Below are 16,897 nucleotides of genomic sequence, written 5' to 3' on the forward strand. Positions count from 1 at the left end.
GCGCCGGCGTATGTGGCTACGCGCGTACGCACATGCATGCCTACATGCCTACATGCCGGAGCTTCGTGGCATCTCGCGCGGATCCCCGCGCCCCCTGAAGGACACGGGGCCGTGCCCCTCGGATCGCCTGCGGAGCCGCTAGCCGCCCAGTTCCTGGTGGCGGGCCGACAGGCGGGTCCCGCCCTCTTCCGTCAGGGTGCCGAAGAGGCGTAGGCGGGAGATGCCGCCGTCGGGGTAGATGTCGACGCGGGCGTGGGTGGCCACGGCCGGGCTGTCGAGGACGAAGCGGTGGGTGGTGTCGGGCTGGAGGCGGGTGCGGGGGAGGATCTCGGTCCAGTCGCCGTCGTCGCCGTTCTTCACCGAGACCGTGGCCCAGCCCGCCGCGTTGCCCTTGAGGTACGCGGTGTCGATCTCCAGGGCGCGGATCTCGGACTGGGCGGCGAGACGGTAGCGGATCCAGTCGTTGCCCTGGTCACGTCGGCGGCGGGTCTCCCAGCACTCGTGCATCACCCGGGCACGGCCGGGCTGGATGGTGTTGGTGGCGGGTGAGTAGAAGAGGTTGGAGGCGTCCTCTGCACGGCCGCCGTTCTCCAGGGCGACCACGTCGAAGGTGCCGAGGGCGGCCAGCCAGGCCGGGTCCGGTACGACCTCGCCGTACACGCGGAGGCGGGCTATGCCCCCGTCGGGGTGCTGGTTCAGGCGGAGGTGGGTGAAGCGCTGCTCGACGGAGACCTGGAAGCCGTTGGCCGCGTGGCCGCCGACCGGGGTGCGCGGGACGAGGGTCGTCCACTTCACGTCGTCGGCGAGCAGTTCCTCGGGCGACGGGGAACCGGCCACGCACGCGCCCTCGACGGAGACCGCCTGCGGGTAGTTGCCGCGGAAGTGGGCCGTGTCGACGACGATCCCGCGGACAACGCCGGGCGCGCCCAGGCGGATCAGGGCCCAGTCGTGGTCGTCGGCCGTCGGCCAGGGGTGGTCGGCCGAGGCGCCCCGGCGGCGCCGTGTCTCCCAGCCGTCCATGATCTTGCCCTTGTGCCCGAAGTGCTCGGGGTCGAACTCTGCGCGCTCGGACACCAGCAGATTCTCGCGCTGGGCGAAGAACTCGTCGTTGGCGGCGACCACACCGGCGCCGAGCCTGCGGTCGGCGAGGTCGGCGTACCGGGTGAAGGGGAAGTCGGCGGTGCGGTAGTCCGCGTACGGGTCACCGCCGCCGTACGGGCTCGCGTCGCCGGTGAAGCTCGCCAGCGGGGAGTGCTGCTGCGCCGTCACGATGATCAGGTCTGCCTTTCGGTTGTCGGCCGCTGCGGGTGCGGAGGGTGAATCAGGGGGTCCGGGTGAGAAGTTGCCCCTTCGGGGTGGTGAACTCGCCGTCCACGACGATGCGTTCGCCGCGCAGCCAGGTGGACCTGACCACGCCGTACAGGGTTTTGCCGGCGTACGCGGTGACGCGGTTGCGGTGGTGGAGTGCGGCCGGGTCGACGGTGAAGGTCTCGTCCGGGGCGAGGACGGCGAAGTCGGCGTCGCGGCCGGCCTCGATGGCGCCCTTGCGGTCGTCCAGGCCGACCAGTTCGGCCGTGCGCGACGACATCCAGCGGACCACGTCCTCCAGGCCGTGACCGCGCCTGCGGGCCTCCGTCCAGACCGCCGCGAGGCTCAGCTGCAGGCCGGAGATTCCGCCCCAGGCGGTGGCGAAGTCGTCGGTCTTCAGGTCGGCCGTCGACGGGGAGTGGTCGGTGACCACGCAGTCGATCGTGCCGTCCGCGAGGGCCTGCCAGAGGAGGTCCTGGTTGGCGGACTCCCGGATGGGCGGGCAGCACTTGAACTCGCTCGCCCCGTCCGGGACTTCCTCGGCGGTGAGGGTGAGGTAGTGCGGGCAGGTCTCGACGGTGATGCGTACGCCGTCCCGCTTGGCCTCGGCGATCAGCGGGAGCGCGTCGCTGGAGGAGAGGTGGAGGACGTGGACGCGTGCGTCGAGCCGCCGGGCCTGCGCGATGAGGGCCGCGATGGCGGTGTCCTCGGCGTCGCGCGGGCGGGAGGCGAGGAAGTCGGCGTATCTGGGGCCGCCCCGCTGCGGTGCCGCGTCGAGGTGACGCGGATCCTCGGCGTGGACGATGAGCAGTCCGCCGAAGCCGGCGATCTCGGCCAGGGACCGGGCGAGACCGTCGTGGTCGAGGTGCGGGAACTCGTCCACGCCCGACGGCGACAGGAACGCCTTGAAGCCGAAGACCCCGGCGTCGTGCAGCGGCCGCAGGTCCTTGACGTTGTCGGGCAGGGCGCCGCCCCAGAAGCCGACGTCGATGTGGGCCTTCTCGGCGGCGACCTGGCGCTTCGTACGGAGGTGGTCGACCGTGGTGGTGGGCGGAAGGGAGTTGAGGGGCATGTCGACGAGGGTGGTGATGCCGCCGGCCGCCGCGGCGCGCGTGGCGGTCCAGAAGCCCTCCCAGTGGGTGCGGCCGGGGTCGTTCACATGCACATGGGTGTCGACGAGGCCGGGCAGCAGGACGTGGTCGCCGAGGTCCTCCAGACGGGCGCCGGACGGCACGTCTGCGTCGTACGGGAGTACGGCCGTGACCCTGCCGTCCGCGACGGCGACCGCGGCGGGGCGCGATCCGTCGGGGGTGATGACGCGCGTCGAGCGCAACACCAGTTCAGTCTCGGACACCGGGACCCCTCTCGCCGTACCGCTGTTCACTTCCGCGTAACGGTATTTACTTCCACGTAACGGAATTCAACGTTCTGTTGAAGGAGTTTTCACTCCCACCCCCGCTCCGGTCAAGGGCGCACCCTTCCACTGTGCTCCCACCCCATCCACTCTGGAGGTTTTCGCAAGACGGAATTAGACTTCCACCGAGCAGAACGTAGTGACGCACGAGCGAGTAGTCAACGAACTGCCCGGTAGGCTGCGACCTCCCCTGCCATCCGAAAGGACCGCGCCCGTGCCGACGTCCAGCGCCAGCGCCCACACGACCGGCTCCACCAAGTCGTCCACCGGTGGTGTCCAGTCCCTCGAGCGCGCCTTCGATCTGCTGGAGCGGATGGCGGACGCCGGCGGCGAGGTGGGCCTCAGCGAGCTGTCCGCGAGCAGCGGGCTGCCGCTGCCGACCATCCACCGGCTGATGCGGACGCTGGTCGTCTGTGGCTACGTACGCCAGCAGTCCAACCGGCGGTACGCCCTCGGCCCGCGCCTGATCCGCCTCGGCGAGTCCGCGTCCCGGCTGCTCGGCACCTGGGCCCGCCCCTACCTCGCGCGTCTCGTGGAGGAGACCGGCGAGACGGCGAACATGGCGCTCCTCGACGGTGACGAGATCGTGTACGTCGCCCAGGTGCCGTCCAAGCACTCCATGCGGATGTTCACCGAGGTGGGCCGACGGGTGCTGCCCCACTCGACCGGCGTCGGCAAGGCCCTCCTCGCGGGCTTCCCGGCCGACGAGGTCCGCGCCCTGCTGGCCCGGACGGGCATGCCGGCCGCCACGGACAAGACGATCACCACCCCCGACGGCTTCCTCGCCGCCCTCCACGACGTACGCGCCCTCGGCTACGCGGTCGACGACAACGAACAGGAGATCGGCGTCCGTTGCCTCGCGGTCTCCGTCCCCAACTCCCCCACCGCCGCGGCCATTTCCATCTCCGGCCCGGCCGGACGGGTCACCGAGACGGCGACGGAACGCATCGTGCCGGTGCTGCAGCAGGTGGCGGTGGAACTGTCGGAGGCACTGGCGAGTTCGGGCGCGGGCGGCTGACCCACCCGACTGCCCACGAAACCGGTCGAAGAAATTTCGCCACGACGGCGAAAGATCGGAAAGACCGGAAGACGCGGTCGGAAAGGATCATAGGCACACCCTCACAAGAGGAAAACGCCAGTCCATTTCCCAATTACCGATCATGGCATGTTTCGGTCAATGAAAAGCCGGAAATACCCTGCCTCGCGATCAGCGGGTCAATTAGCGTTTCCAGCGCTCGGGAATTCCCGGAGCTTCGTGATCGAAGGGAACCAGATCCCATGCGCACGAGAACCAAGATCGGTGTCACCCTCGCCGCCGGCGCCATGGCCGTGCTCGGAATGGCGGGACCGTCCTCCGCGTCGACCGAACTCCAGCGCACCATCACTACACAGGCCCAACAAGCAGGTCTGAGCAAGAGCGAAGTCGCCGACCTGCAACGGCAGATCGACAAACAGATGGCCGTCACTCCCGGCGGTGAGCAGATCGGCGTCAACCAGGTCGCATGGCGTGACGGCAAGGCCGTGATGACCTTCCCGCTGCCGGGCGAGAAGAAGGCCCGGGCCGTCAACGAGCCCAGGGGCACGCTCGGCACGCCCAACTGCAGTTACCTGTGGACGTGTCTCTACGAGCACTCCAACTTCGACGGCCGTCGCCTGACCTGGTCGGACTGCAACTTCGAGAACCTCTCCAACTGGGGCTTCATCGACCAGACCACGTCCTGGCACAACAACCAGAGCCGAGGCACCCAGACCCACGTGTACAACTGGACGGGTTCGTCCTGGGCCCTGCTGTGGACGTCCACGGCTCCGTCGTCCAGCTCCAACGTCGGCAGCGCCAACAATGACAAGGCCGACGGTCTCTGGGTGTGCTGACCCGCACCGGCCGTTCTCCGCTCGCCGACTGCCGACTGCCGACTGCCGAAGGAAATGAGCCGGCCTTCTCGTCCGTCTCCACCCGAGAATTCCCGTTCCTGTCCGCCGCGGCCTTTGGTCCGGACTTGAGGACCAGGAACTCGGGGTGAAAATAAGCGTAAAATCGTGGGGCCGCACCCGAAATGGTTGCGGCCCCATGAATGGCTGGGTGAATTACACCGCCGGACCCGGCGGTTCAGATCGTGGCGGGGAGCGGCACCCTCAGCGCCTCGGAGGTCCCCCGAACAGTTCCACCGCCGTACGGACCTCCGCCAGTCCCTTCGCCAACGCGCTGACGGACCCGATCGACCCCGCGATCAGCAACAGGGACCGACGCAGCCGCGGCACCTCGGGCATACCGGTGACGACCATCGCCGCGAGCGCCGCCAACTCGTCCTCCGCGATCCCCCGATCGGGGAACTCGGCCGGATGCGCGGCCAGTTCACGACGCAACCGGGACACGGCCGACCGCAGCCCCGCCACCCTCGGATCCTCGTCACTGCCGGTCACTGGCCTCTGCCCCAAGCTCCGCAACACAGCCCTCTCCCCCCTCTCGCCCACTCCCTCGTGCGCGAGTCATGGCCGTACGCCCGAGCACGGCCGACCACCCGGTGGCGTCGGTCGGGCGCCGGGGGTGGCGCGGGCCAGTTAACGCCAATCCGTGTGGCGAGCGCCACTACGGGGACCGAAATTCAGTCCCCCGGAATCACAAAGCCGACTCCCGGTCCGTCCGGCTTCACGGGACACCCACGCCCGGTCGGGTATGCAGGGGGACATGACGCACCACGAGGCCCAGAACCCACCCCGGAACGCGGCCCGACCCACAGCCCCTGCCGCGGCGGCCGGAGGGGGCGAGGTCATGGGGCTGCTGCTGGCGGCCGGCGGCGGGCGGCGCCTCGGCGGGCGGCCCAAGGCCCTGCTGACCCACCGCGGCCGCCCCCTGGTCGAACACGCGGTGGGGGTCCTGCGGGCGGGCGGCTGCGCCCGGATCCACGTGGTCCTCGGCGCCGAGGCCGCGACCGTACGCGACCGGGCCGAACTGCCCGGCTGCGTGCTGGTCGACAACCCGGAGTGGGCCGAGGGCATGGGCTCGTCACTGCGGGCCGGGCTGACGTCGCTGACCGGGACGGGCGCCGACGCCACCCTGGTCTCGCTCGTCGACCAGCCGGGCATCGGCCCGGAGGCGGTGGCCCGCGTCCTCGCCGCGTACGGGTCGAGCGGATCGCTCGCGGCAGCCGCGTACGACGGCGTGCGGGGTCACCCCGTCCTCTTCGGCGCCGACCACTGGGCGGAGATCGCCGCGACCGCCACCGGCGACCGAGGGGCGCGCGCCTATCTGAAGGCCCACAGCGACTCGATCACGCTCGTCGAATGCGGGGACGTGGCCAGACCGTACGACATCGACACCGAGGCCGACCTCGTCCACCTGGAGTGAACGGGGTGACACCCGGCGCCACCATGCCTCGACCCAAAGAATCTCGACATCAACAAAACATTGAACTTCCACCATGAGGAAACTAGTATCCACTGCTCAGAAGCGCCCGGCCCATCCGAGGGCGTTCCCAGCCCGACCCGGGTCGACTGACACCCGGTGCCACGCCCGCTGAAGGAAGTGACAGCTCATGTCCGCACCAGCGCCGTCCACGCTGGCCATCGTCGACGCCGAGCCCCTGCCCCGCCAGGACGAGGTCCTCACCCCCGCCGCCCTCGCCTTCGTGGCCGAACTGCACCGCCGGTTCACGCCCCGGCGTGACGAACTGCTGGCCCGCCGCGCCGAGCGCCGTGCCGAGATCGCCCGCACCTCCACGCTCGACTTCCTCCCGGAGACCGCCGCGATCCGCGCCGACGACTCCTGGAAGGTGGCACCCTCCCCCGCCGCCCTGGAAGACCGCCGCGTCGAGATCACCGGCCCCACCGACCGCAAGATGACGATCAACGCGCTGAACTCCGGGGCGAGGATCTGGCTCGCGGACTTCGAGGACGCCTCTGCCCCGACCTGGGAGAACGTGGTCCTCGGCCAGGTGAACATGGCCGACGCCTACACCCGGAACATCGACTTCACCGACGAGCGCACCGGCAAGTCGTACGCCCTGCGCCCGAACGAGGAACTGGCGACGGTCGTCATGCGCCCGCGCGGCTGGCACCTCGACGAGCGTCACCTCGTCGACGCCGACGGCACCCCCGTCCCCGGCGCGCTCGTCGACTTCGGCCTGTACTTCTTCCACAACGCCCAGCGGCTGCTCGACCTCGGCAAGGGCCCGTACTTCTACCTTCCCAAGACGGAGTCGCACCTGGAGGCCCGCCTCTGGAACGAGGTGTTCGTCTTCGCGCAGGACCAGGTCGGCGTGGAGCAGGGCTCCGTCCGCGCGACCGTCCTGATCGAGACGATCACGGCCGCGTACGAGATGGAGGAGATCCTCTACGAACTCCGCGACCACGCCTCGGGGTTGAACGCGGGCCGCTGGGACTACCTCTTCTCGATCGTGAAGAACTTCCGGGACGGCGGAGCCAGGTTCGTCCTCCCGGACCGCAACGCGGTCACGATGACGGCCCCCTTCATGCGGGCGTACACCGAACTCCTCGTCCGCACCTGCCACAAGCGCGGCGCCCACGCGATCGGCGGCATGGCCGCGTTCATCCCGTCGCGGCGCGACGAGGAGGTCAACAAGATCGCGTTCGAGAAGGTCAAGGCCGACAAGGACCGTGAGGCGCACGACGGCTTCGACGGTTCCTGGGTCGCCCACCCCGACCTGGTCCCGATCGCGATGGCCTCCTTCGACGCGGTCCTCGGCGAGAAGCCGAACCAGAAGGACCGCCTCCGCGAGGACGTCGACGTCAAGGCAGCCGACCTGATCGCCGTGGACTCCCTCGACGCCAGGCCGACGTACCCCGGTCTCGTCAACGCCGTCCAGGTCGGCATCCGGTACATCGAGGCCTGGCTGCGCGGACTCGGCGCCGTCGCCATCTTCAACCTCATGGAGGACGCGGCCACCGCCGAGATCTCCCGCTCCCAGATCTGGCAGTGGATCAACGCGGGCGTCGAGTTCGAGCACGCCGGAGAATCCGTGAAGGCCACCCCGGAGCTGGCCCGCAAGGTCGCCGCCGAGGAACTCGCCGCCATCCGCGCCGAGATCGGCGAGGAGGCCTTCGTGGCCGGCCACTGGCAGCAGGCCCACGACCTGCTCCTCCAGGTCGCCCTCGACGAGAACTACGCCGACTTCCTGACCCTGCCGGCGTACGAGCAGCTCAAGGGCTGACCCGGCTCATGAGCCGGCCTGCTCCTGCGCGGCCCTGTCCGAGTGGCCCAGGGACTTCCCCGGGGCCACTCGGTCGCGTACGGCCTGCTTGACCGCGGTGGGCTCGGGGAAGCCCTGGTCGCGTCGGTCCCAGACGACCTCGTCGTCGACGCGTACGACGAAGACGCCGCCCTTGCCGGGTTTGAGGGACAGTTCGCCGATCTCCGCCTCGAAGGTGGTGAGCAGCTCCTGCGCCAGCCAGGCCGCACGCGGCAGCCAGCGGCACTGGGTGCAGTACTCGATCTGTACGACGGGGCTCATCCGAGGTGCACCGACCAATCCTGTTCCGCCGCCGGTTCGCCGTGCAGGTCGGGGACCTGTTTGAGCCAGTCCGGACGGCCTCGCCGTGTCTTCGCCGCGCGGAGGGCCTCCTCGGCGACGCGTTCCTCCTGGGTGGGGAAGTCGGTGGGGAGCCAGGCGGCGGAGGCCTCCACGCGCGCGTGGAGGTAGCGGACGTAGGCGTCGCGGACCTCGTCGGGCGACGCGAAGCCGTCCTCGGTGGGCAGCCAGGCGTCCGGGACCTCCGCGACGATCCGCCGCAGCAGCTCCTCCGTCACCTTCGGCGCGAGCTCGGCATCCGCCGCGCGTACGTCGGGGGCGTAGTGGCCCAGGGCGTGGTGGCGGAAGTCGTACGTTCTGGTGGGGTCTGAGGCATCCCAGCGGTGGTGGAAGACGAGGGCCGCGCCGTGGTCGATCAGCCAGAGGCGCGCGGGCGCGACGCCGAGCGTGGGCCAGATCATGAGGTTCGAACTGTGCACGGTGCGGTCGACGTTGACCGTGAGGGCGTCGAGCCAGACGATCCGCCCGGCTTCGAGGGGGTCCACCCGGAACTCCTTCGCGACCGCCGGGGTGAAGTCCTTGGCTCCCGGCAGGTAGTCCATGCCGAGGTTGAGGCCGGCGCTCGCGCCGTGCAGTTCCCGCACCTCCTGATGGGGCTCGCTCTCGGCGATCGCCGGGTCGAAGTGCGCGAGGACCAGCTCGGGAAAGCGCAGGCCGAGCGCCCGCGCCAGCTCACCGACGATCACCTCCGCGACCAGCGCCTTGCGCCCCTGCGCCGAGCCGGTGAACTTCACGACGTACGTGCCCAGGTCGTCGGCCTCGACGATCCCGGGAACGGAGCCGCCCGCCCGGAGGGGTTCGATGTAGCGAGTTGCGGCGACTTCCCTCAGCACTTTCTTAGACCACCTACCTCATTGACCTTGCAATCCATGGCCGACCTCGGAGGCGTCAGACAGCGGGAACCGCCCGCCATCAGCCCTGGGGAGAATCTGGGGAGTTTGGACCGGCGTGCAGATCTCCCTCCCCAGCAGTCCGTCAATAGCCGTCCGCCCCTTGCTTCCAGCCTCCGGCATGAAGTGAGCATAGTAACCGAGGGTGATCGCCGGCGAGGAGTGCCCGAGCCACCGCGCCACGGTCACCACGGACTCTCCAGCCTCCAGCATGATCGAGGCACAGGTGTGCCGCAGCACATGGAAGCCGTCCTTCGGCGCTGCCCCCCACTGCCAGTCCTTCGCTCCATCGTCGCGCGGCGGGATGACGCCCGCCTTGGCCAAGGCGGGCTTCCAGGAGTAGGTGTTCCACGTGTTCACCGCAATGGCGTTGCCGAATCGCGTGGTGAGCAGCAGGGAGAACCTCTTCCGCTGTTCACGCGGGTCTTCTTCCCTTCGGCAGGGTGAAGTACAGCCTCCCCCTGATCGCCTGGACTCGGCGGCGGACGTGAAGCACGCCTCTCGCGTAGTCGATGTCCTCCGGGCTCAATCCGAACACCTCGCCCTGGCGGAGCCCGCAGCCCAGACCGAGTACGACGGCTATCCGGTTTCGCGGGCTGATGACGTCGCGGACTCGCCGCGCCGTCCCCAACAGCCAAGCTTCGCGGCGCTCCTGCGGCGCCTTGGGCCACCGCACGGACTTCGCGTGCATGGGGTTCCTGGCGAGCCGCTTGTCATCGACGGCAGCCTCCAGAATGGAGGACAGCTCGGAAAGGATGCCGCGCCGATAGTCGACCGAGGAGACGGTGGCCTCCGACTTCGCCATGTACGCACGCAGATCCGCCGCCGTGATGTTCCTGAGCGGGAGTTGCCCCAGATACGGAATGATGTGAAGGCGTGCCTTCCGCGGTTCCCCTCTCCGGTCCTCATTGGGCGTTTAGGGATGGATTGCGGCATGCATTTTGATCCGCTTTTGATTTATTTATTGCTAATGCCTACAGCCTGAAATGCCGGGAAGCTCCGTGCTGGCGGAAACCTTTCGGCCCATTGCTAACCAGGCGGAATCTGATGCCAAGAAGCAGGCAAAACAGGCATGCGGGTCGACGCCCGGAAGGCCGCAAAGGTACATGCAAGGCGCGAATCAACCCGAAGGCTGTTGGCCGCAGGGAGGCGTAGTAGTGGAAGAGGAGGTTGACGTACTCGCGGCTCAGCAGCGGGTTGACGCAGCACGCTGCGGCCGGCTAGGGACCCCCACTGGCGGTGGTCGGGTAGCTCCCATGGTCGCCCGTCGGGTCACGGCGCCTGACTCCGATGCGAACAGCTGACCAGCAGGAGTGCCCGGGACACGGTCAGCGTCAGCCGTTCAGCCAGTCGCCTCGGATCAACTCACGAACGCGATCGACGTCTTCCGCCGTCCGTCCGCGGGCCAGGACCGCGCCGTCGTCGTCTCGCAAGAGGACGTCCTGTCCAAGGAACCACCGGGATCCGTGTTCCTGGCCGGTGGGACAGCCCGGGAACGGCAGCCGGGCAGAGTTCGCCTCCAGCAACTCGATGGTGTCTTCGTCCGGGGTGAGGAAGTCACAGAGATCTTCATCAGCCTGCAGGGACTCGGACATGACAATCTCGACGAAGCAGAGGGACAAGCGCACCAGCCAGTCCTCCCACCGCTCCGCGCTCTCGTCCCCGAGGTCGAGCCGGATGAACACAGTGGGATCGTCGTCCCGGAGGCTGTCGAGGAGTATGCCCCAGGATGCGGCTCCCTGGTTCTCGTGCCGGAAGACCAGGGCCTCGTTGGCATCATCCACATACAGCTCGTCCGGGTCGAGCAGCTCATCATGACGGAGCGTTTCGCATGCTTGGCCGCGCCTGACCATGGAGGTCAGGCGCGGATATGGACGGTCACGTTGACGATCGCACGCCGGCGAGGACAGCTCCGCCGAACAACGCCACAGCCGTGATCGTCAACGCCGGCCACCCCTGGCCGCTACGGCTGCGCGACGGTACGGCTGCGCGACGGTACGGCTGCGCGACGGTACGGCTGCGCGACGGTACGGTCGAGGAACTGGGCCTGGCCGTGAACCTGTTCTTCGGCGTTGTTGGGCAGGGCCCGTACCAGGTACAGGTCGGCGCGGTCAGCGACGCCTGCAACGGTCAGCAGCCAAAAGGCGACGCCACCGGCCCGTGCCTGGACTGGCACGGCCCCCAGTGTGGAGGCCGCCACGCGAACGCTCAAAGGCACTCGATTCGCTCACGACGACTCGAGGTGAGAGGCGTCGGCGATTTCACTACTGTCTCAAAACTCTATTGCCCTGTGCTGGCTCCTGTCACCAGAATCGCACGGTTGCACGACAGCGCTGCAGCTCAGCACCACAGTTCCTGCCGGACCAGGGCACGCGAGGAGTAGTAGTTGAGCACTGGCGACACATGGGCGTACGACGGCCGGCGCTACCGGATGTACAGATTCCCTTCCGATGTCCAGCAAGAACTCAACGAACTCAACCGGGCTGACAACTGGCATGTCTTCGTCGCCTGGGCCGAGGACGCGTTCTGGATGGTGCTCTGTGTCCTTTCCTGCGTCTACGGCTCCTACTGGCTGTATCCGCTCGCCGTCCTCGTCATCGGGGCCCGGCAGCGAGGGCTGTCCACCCTGCTGCACGACTGCGCGCACGGTGTGGGCGTCGCCGACAAGCGGCTCCAGATGTTCGCCGGAACACTGCTGACCGCGTATCCGATCTTCCAGCAGCACTACGCCTACAAGGTCTCCCATGTCTTCACCCACCACCCCAAGCTCGGTAGCCCGGACGGCGACCCCGATCTGCGGTTCTTCATCGAGCAGGGCGCGTATCGGCAGTCTGCCACGGCCGACTACGTGCGGCGGGTCGTCATCTTCCCACTGCTGGGCACGCAGACCTGGGCCTATCTGCGCTATCTCGTGCGCAACCGCTACCGCGTCCTCAAGGGCGTCGAGAAGCGAGCCGAGGTCTCCTCGCCCGTGCAGCGGCGCAAGCGGGCGATGGACCGGGCTGGGTTCTGGCTGTTCTGGGCTCTTGTCGTCGGGCTCGCCTGGTACGGCGGGTGGCTGCTGGGGCTTCTGCTGTTCTGGGTGGTTCCGTACCTCACGAGCTTCCAGATCCTCGGCTGGTACATCGAACTCTCCGAGCACACACCGCTGGTGCGCGACTCGAACATCGATCTGTACATGACGCGCAACCGCAAGAGCCGCAGCTGGGAGAAGTTCCTGACCGGCATTCACAACGACAACTACCACCTGGAGCACCACCTCGACCCCCGCACCCCGTTCTGGAACCTGCACAAGACGCGCAAGATTCGGCTTCGGGACCCGAACTACGCCGCCGTCGACCAGGCGCTCGGCGGGCTGTTCCACCGCGGGCCCGAGGGGCAGCCCAGCACCATGTCGGCGATCGTCCGCTCCATGACGCCCGACCAAGAAACCACGCCCGAGAACCGGATCCAAGAGGGGCGCGATGTCGCAGCCTGACCACAAGGCTCTCGCAGCCAAGGAGTTCACCAGGCCCGAGTCGGCCGTCGTACACGGCGGCTCGCAGGCACGGCTGGGCATCACCCCGCCCATGGTGACCCCGATCTTCCAGACCGCCGCGTACGAGCTGCCCAGCACGGCCGTCGCCGCGGGCATCTTCGACCTGATCCAGGACGGGCAGGCGTACACCCGGCTCAACAACCCGACCTGCGACGTGCTCGAAGAGCGCATGGCCGCGGTCGACGGCGCGGCCGCCGCGCTTGCCGTCGCCTCCGGGCAGGCCGCCGTCAGCCTCGCCCTGCTCAACATCTGCCAGGCCGGCGACAACATCGTCAGCTCCAACGAGCTCTACGGCGGCACCTGGAACCTGCTGGCGAACACCTTCGCCCGCTTCGGGATCGAGACGCGGTTCGTCAGCCCCGAGGACCCGGCGAACTTCGCCGCCGCGACCGACGAGCGCACCCGCTGCTACTTCGGCGAGACCCTGCCCAACCCCCGCCTGCGGCTCTTCCCCATCGAGGAGGTCGCCCAGGCCGCCGAGTCCCACGGCCTGCCGCTGGTTCTCGACAACACGATGCTGCCGTATGTCCTGCGCCCCATCGAGCTCGGCGCGCACATCCTGGTGTACTCCGCCACCAAGTACATCGGAGGACACGGCTCCAGCCTCGGCGGGCTGATCGTCGACGGCGGAACCTTCGACTGGGAGCGGCACGCCGACCGCCATCCGCTGATGACCACGCCCGACCCGGCGCACGGCGACGCCGTGTGGACGCGCACCGGCAAGGAGCTCAGCGGCGCGCTCGGCCGCAGCAGCTATCTGCTGAAGGCCCGCGAGACGCTGCTGCGCGACCTCGGGCCCTGTCTGAGCCCATTCAACGCCTTCCTGCTGCTCCAGGGGCTGGAGACGCTTCCGCTGCGGATGCGGGTGCACGGCGAGAACTCCGCCAAGGTGGCCGCCTTCCTGCACGGCCATCCACTCGTCGACCAGGTCATCCACCCCGCCCTCGTCGGCGGCGAGGAGGGCGAGCGTGTGCGCCGCTATCTCCGCGGCAACACCGGCCCGCTGGTGCAGTTCGAGGTCAAGGGCGGCCGGGAAGCCGGCAGCCGGTTCATCGAGGCGCTCCGGCTGATCTCGCACGTCACCAACATCGGAGACGTGCGGTCCATGGCCACCCACCCCGCCTCCACCACCCACGCCCAGCTCCCCGAGGCGGAGCAGATCGCCGCCGGCGTCACACAGGGGTCGATCCGGCTCGCAGTCGGCGTGGAGCACATCGACGACCTGCTCGCCGACCTCGACCAAGCGCTGAAGGCGATATGAGCGCACCGGACACGAGCACGCCCTTGGTCGCGCTCGCCTGCGTCACCGAGGACATCGACGGCGTCCCGCACGCGGCGGTCCGTCAGGTGTACGTGTCGGCGCTGGAGGACGTCTCCGGCTGCGCGGTCGCCCTGCTGCAGGGGCCCGCCGCCTGGCTGCCGTCGGTGCTCGACCGCTTCGACGGGATCGTTCTGGGCGGCCACGAGTCCAATGTGGCGCCAGAGCGGTACGGCAGCCCTCCCGAGCCTGGCCCGCGCGCACCCGAGCGGGACGAGCTGGCCCTGGCGCTGCTCCCCCTGGCGATCGGCGCCGGCCTGCCCATCCTCGGCGTCTGCCGCGGGCTCCAGGAGCTGAACGTGGCGTACGGCGGGACTCTGCGGGACATCGGCTCGCTGCCGATCGGCGCGGGGCACCGCGAGGATCTGAGCCTGCCCCGAGACGAGCAGTACCTTCCCGCGCACGACATCGCGGTGACCCCCGGCGGTCTGCTGCGCGAGATCGTCGGGCAGGACACCGTACGGGTCAACTCCTTGCACCAGCAGGCGATCGACCGTCTCGCGCCGGGACTCAGGCTCGAGGCGGCGACCGCCGACGGCGTCGTCGAGGCGGTCTCGGTGGCGGACGCCCCCGCCCTCGCCCTCGCCGTGCAGTGGCATCCCGAGTGGTACGCCTCCTCCGACCCGGTCTCCAAGTCACTGTTCACCGCGTTCGGAGCGGCCGCCGCCCAACGTTCCCGGAGGCGCAGATGACGAATGCTTCTCGGCGCCCGGAGCGCCTGGTGCTCTTCGGCGCGGACCGGCCGCTGCGCCTGGAATCCGGCCGGACCCTCACCGATGTGCCCGTGGCCTTCGAACGGTACGGCCCGCCCGACCCCACAGGCGCGGACACGGTCTTCGTCTGTCATGCCCTGACCGGCGACGCGCATGTGACCCGCCACCGGCCGGACGACGCTCCGGGCTGGTGGGAGTCGATGGTGGGGCCGGGCCGGCCGATCGACACGGACCGGTTCCAGGTGATCTGCGCCAATGTGCTCGGCGGCTGCTCGGGCACCCTGGGACCGGCTCCGCTCGCCGACCGCGCAACGTGGGTGCCGTTCCCGCAGATCACCGTCGCCGACATGGTCGCCGTCCACCGCGAGCTGCTGCGCCGGCTCGGCGTCGGACGGCTGCACGCGGTCGTCGGCGGCTCCCTGGGCGGCATGCAGGCGCTGGAGTGGCTGCTGCGCCATCCGCAGGACGCTCAGCGGTACGGACTGATCGCCACCTCCGCCCTGCTGTCCACCGACAACCTCGCATTCAACGCCATCGGACGCGCCGCGATCCGCAGCGACCCACGGTTCCAGGGCGGCACCTATCGAGCCGGCGAGGGGCCGGACGCGGGCCTGGGCATCGCCCGCATGATCGGCCATCTCACTTACATGTCCGGGGACTCCTTACAGGCGAAGTTCGACCGCGACCTCGCTCCGCCGCCGCACGGAGCCCGCACGGAGGGGATCGCCGCATGGGGGCCGTTCTCCGTGGAACGCTATCTGGAGCGTCAGGCGGACAAGCTCGTCGCGCGCTTCGACGCGAACAGCTACCTCTGTCTGACCAGTGCCATGGACCTGTTCGACGCCTTCGCGACGCCGTACGAGGCGGTCGCCGAGGCGGAGCCCGACGTGTACCTCTTCAGCTTCGAGTCGGACCGGCTGTACGGCGTCGAGCACAGCCGCCACATCATGGAGCAGCTGGACAAGGCGGGCGTCAGCTGTGCGCACTTCCACGAGGAGACCTCGCGGGGAGGTCACGACGCCTTCCTGATGGACGTGCCCGGGTACCTGGACGAGGTGGCACGATGGCTCGCCGCGCCCTCGCGCCGCAGAGCCCCCGCGCCCGGTGCACTCAGCGTTCCCTCCAACACCCGCACCCAGCAGCCCAGGAGCTCCCATGACGTCGATGCGTGACAGCCCCGGCGCCGCGGTAGGCGGCACGTCAGGCCGGACATCACGCGGAATCGGCGCGATCATCCAGCGACCGCTGATTCCCGACCGGCCCACGCGCCGGCTGTCGCAACTGGTCTTCGGGCTCGTCCTGTACGGCGTCAGCGACGCGATGGTGATCCAGTCCGGGCTAGGCGTCGAGCCGTGGGATGCGCTGAGCCAGGGCCTGTCCCGGACCGTCGGTCTGGGCATCGGCATGTGGACCAACATCATCGGTGCCCTGGTGCTGCTGCTGTGGATCCCGCTCCGCAACAAGCCCGGTCTGGGCACCGTGCTCAATGTGCTGCTGGTCGGCACGGTCATGGACCTCTTCATGGCCTGGACGCCCGTGCCCGAGGCGATGTGGCTGCGCTGGACCGTCCTGATCGCCGGCGTCGTACTCAACGGCGTCGCCACCGGTGCGTACATCGGCGCTGGCCTCGGGCCGGGGCCCCGCGACGGGCTGATGACCGGGTGGGCGGCCCGCGGCCACTCCATCCGCGTTGTCCGCTGGGTGATCGAACTGTCCGTGCTGGCCATCGGGTTCCTGCTCGGCGCGACGCTCGGCATCGGCACGCTCATCTACGCCGTCGCCATCGGGCCGCTCGCGCAGGTCTTCATCCCGATGCTCGATGTGAAGAGCCGGACACCGGACGGGGACGCCGCAACGTAGGCGCAACGGGAGAGGTGGTCCGCAGGACTCCTCCAGGCGCCTCGGCCACTTCCAGGAGTCGACCATTCTCAGCTGAATCCACCGGTGAATGCTTGCCCGACCATATGGGCACGAAGACGCTGATGCCCTTTGACCTGGGATGGTGGGACTTTCTGCTGAACCACGTCGCCAGATCGAGAGAACACCCGCGAGGTGCAACCCTGCCATGCCGTCACTGCGGTCTCCGCCGTCTTCGACGAGCCGAATCCAGGGTGTTCCGGCTGACGGGCGCCCCGAAGGCGCCGAACCTGCGGGTGAGACCGGGTGCCTG

Annotated in this window: 18 protein-coding genes; 9 read left to right on the forward strand and 9 right to left on the reverse strand. The window is 69.1% G+C overall.

The window, feature by feature from the left end; genetic code table 11:
- Nucleotides 1–138: 138 nt before the first annotated feature.
- Both alc and allB read right to left on the reverse strand, forming a co-directional pair.
- Nucleotides 139–1,269, reverse strand: coding sequence for an allantoicase (alc, locus tag OG622_RS11240; protein WP_371575369.1), 1,131 nt, complete (start codon nt 1,267–1,269; stop codon nt 139–141).
- A 52-nt stretch (nt 1,270–1,321) separates the two neighbouring features.
- Nucleotides 1,322–2,662 (reverse strand): allantoinase AllB, encoded by a 1,341-nt coding sequence (gene allB, locus OG622_RS11245; RefSeq protein WP_371575370.1) that lies wholly within the window; start codon nt 2,660–2,662, stop codon nt 1,322–1,324.
- Nucleotides 2,663–2,936: 274 nt separating this feature from the next.
- On the opposite strand from allB, the gene OG622_RS11250 reads away from it, so the two are divergent.
- On the forward strand, nt 2,937–3,740 hold the full coding sequence (locus OG622_RS11250; RefSeq protein WP_371575372.1) for an IclR family transcriptional regulator: 804 nt from the start codon (nt 2,937–2,939) through the stop codon (nt 3,738–3,740).
- A gap of 260 nt (nt 3,741–4,000) precedes the next feature.
- Nucleotides 4,001–4,594, forward strand: coding sequence for a hypothetical protein (locus OG622_RS11255; RefSeq protein ID WP_371575374.1), 594 nt, complete (start codon nt 4,001–4,003; stop codon nt 4,592–4,594).
- A 261-nt stretch (nt 4,595–4,855) separates the two neighbouring features.
- Here OG622_RS11255 and OG622_RS11260 read toward each other — a convergent pair whose 3' ends face one another.
- A complete protein-coding gene (locus OG622_RS11260) occupies nt 4,856–5,170 on the reverse strand; it encodes a DUF5955 family protein (protein WP_371575376.1) in 315 nt (104 codons plus the stop codon).
- A gap of 238 nt (nt 5,171–5,408) precedes the next feature.
- On the opposite strand from OG622_RS11260, the gene OG622_RS11265 reads away from it, so the two are divergent.
- Both OG622_RS11265 and aceB read left to right on the forward strand, forming a co-directional pair.
- Entirely contained in the window at nt 5,409–6,068 is a 660-nt protein-coding gene (locus OG622_RS11265; RefSeq protein ID WP_371575378.1) for an NTP transferase domain-containing protein, read from the forward strand.
- A 187-nt stretch (nt 6,069–6,255) separates the two neighbouring features.
- Nucleotides 6,256–7,890, forward strand: coding sequence for a malate synthase A (gene aceB / locus OG622_RS11270; RefSeq protein ID WP_371575380.1), 1,635 nt, complete (start codon nt 6,256–6,258; stop codon nt 7,888–7,890).
- Nucleotides 7,891–7,896: 6 nt separating this feature from the next.
- On the opposite strand, the gene OG622_RS11275 is transcribed toward aceB, so the two are convergent.
- The 6 genes from OG622_RS11275 to OG622_RS11300 all read right to left on the reverse strand — a co-directional run bounded on the left by OG622_RS11275 (nt 7,897) and on the right by OG622_RS11300 (nt 11,334).
- Nucleotides 7,897–8,190, reverse strand: a complete 294-nt coding sequence (locus tag OG622_RS11275; RefSeq protein ID WP_371575383.1) for a SelT/SelW/SelH family protein — start codon at nt 8,188–8,190, stop codon at nt 7,897–7,899.
- Complete coding sequence (locus OG622_RS11280) at nt 8,187–9,101, reverse strand: HipA family kinase (protein ID WP_371575385.1); 915 nt, start codon at nt 9,099–9,101, stop codon at nt 8,187–8,189. The genes OG622_RS11275 and OG622_RS11280 overlap by 4 nt, the downstream gene beginning before the upstream one ends.
- An 18-nt stretch (nt 9,102–9,119) precedes the next feature.
- A complete protein-coding gene (locus OG622_RS11285; RefSeq protein WP_371575387.1) occupies nt 9,120–9,518 on the reverse strand; it encodes a tyrosine-type recombinase/integrase in 399 nt (132 codons plus the stop codon).
- Between the two features lie 55 nt (nt 9,519–9,573).
- A complete protein-coding gene (locus OG622_RS11290) occupies nt 9,574–9,963 on the reverse strand; it encodes a hypothetical protein (protein ID WP_371575389.1) in 390 nt (129 codons plus the stop codon).
- Between the two features lie 529 nt (nt 9,964–10,492).
- Nucleotides 10,493–11,011 carry a hypothetical protein gene (locus tag OG622_RS11295; RefSeq protein WP_371575391.1) on the reverse strand — a complete coding sequence of 173 codons (519 nt, stop codon included), beginning with the start codon at nt 11,009–11,011 and terminating at the stop codon, nt 10,493–10,495.
- Nucleotides 11,012–11,121: 110 nt separating this feature from the next.
- Nucleotides 11,122–11,334, reverse strand: a complete 213-nt coding sequence (locus tag OG622_RS11300) for a hypothetical protein (RefSeq protein WP_371575393.1) — start codon at nt 11,332–11,334, stop codon at nt 11,122–11,124.
- 210 nt (nt 11,335–11,544) lie between these two features.
- Between OG622_RS11300 and OG622_RS11305 the strand changes: the two genes are divergently transcribed.
- From OG622_RS11305 to OG622_RS11325, 5 genes are read left to right on the forward strand one after another with little or no spacing between them, the layout of a single operon-like run.
- Entirely contained in the window at nt 11,545–12,636 is a 1,092-nt protein-coding gene (locus OG622_RS11305) for a fatty acid desaturase (RefSeq protein WP_371575395.1), read from the forward strand.
- The gene (locus OG622_RS11310; RefSeq protein ID WP_371575397.1) at nt 12,623–13,957 is read left to right on the forward strand and encodes an O-acetylhomoserine aminocarboxypropyltransferase/cysteine synthase family protein; all 1,335 of its coding nucleotides are present in this window, start codon (nt 12,623–12,625) and stop codon (nt 13,955–13,957) included. The genes OG622_RS11305 and OG622_RS11310 overlap by 14 nt, the downstream gene beginning before the upstream one ends.
- Nucleotides 13,954–14,706 carry a gamma-glutamyl-gamma-aminobutyrate hydrolase family protein gene (locus tag OG622_RS11315; protein WP_371575399.1) on the forward strand — a complete coding sequence of 251 codons (753 nt, stop codon included), beginning with the start codon at nt 13,954–13,956 and terminating at the stop codon, nt 14,704–14,706. Before OG622_RS11310 ends, OG622_RS11315 begins: the two co-directional genes overlap by 4 nt.
- Nucleotides 14,703–15,899 carry a homoserine O-acetyltransferase gene (locus OG622_RS11320; protein ID WP_371575401.1) on the forward strand — a complete coding sequence of 399 codons (1,197 nt, stop codon included), beginning with the start codon at nt 14,703–14,705 and terminating at the stop codon, nt 15,897–15,899. The genes OG622_RS11315 and OG622_RS11320 overlap by 4 nt, the downstream gene beginning before the upstream one ends.
- Nucleotides 15,883–16,587 carry a YitT family protein gene (locus tag OG622_RS11325; protein WP_371575403.1) on the forward strand — a complete coding sequence of 235 codons (705 nt, stop codon included), beginning with the start codon at nt 15,883–15,885 and terminating at the stop codon, nt 16,585–16,587. The genes OG622_RS11320 and OG622_RS11325 overlap by 17 nt, the downstream gene beginning before the upstream one ends.
- Nucleotides 16,588–16,897: the final 310 nt, after the last annotated feature.

Source organism: Streptomyces sp. NBC_01314 (assembly GCF_041435215.1).
GTDB lineage: Bacteria > Actinomycetota > Actinomycetes > Streptomycetales > Streptomycetaceae > Streptomyces.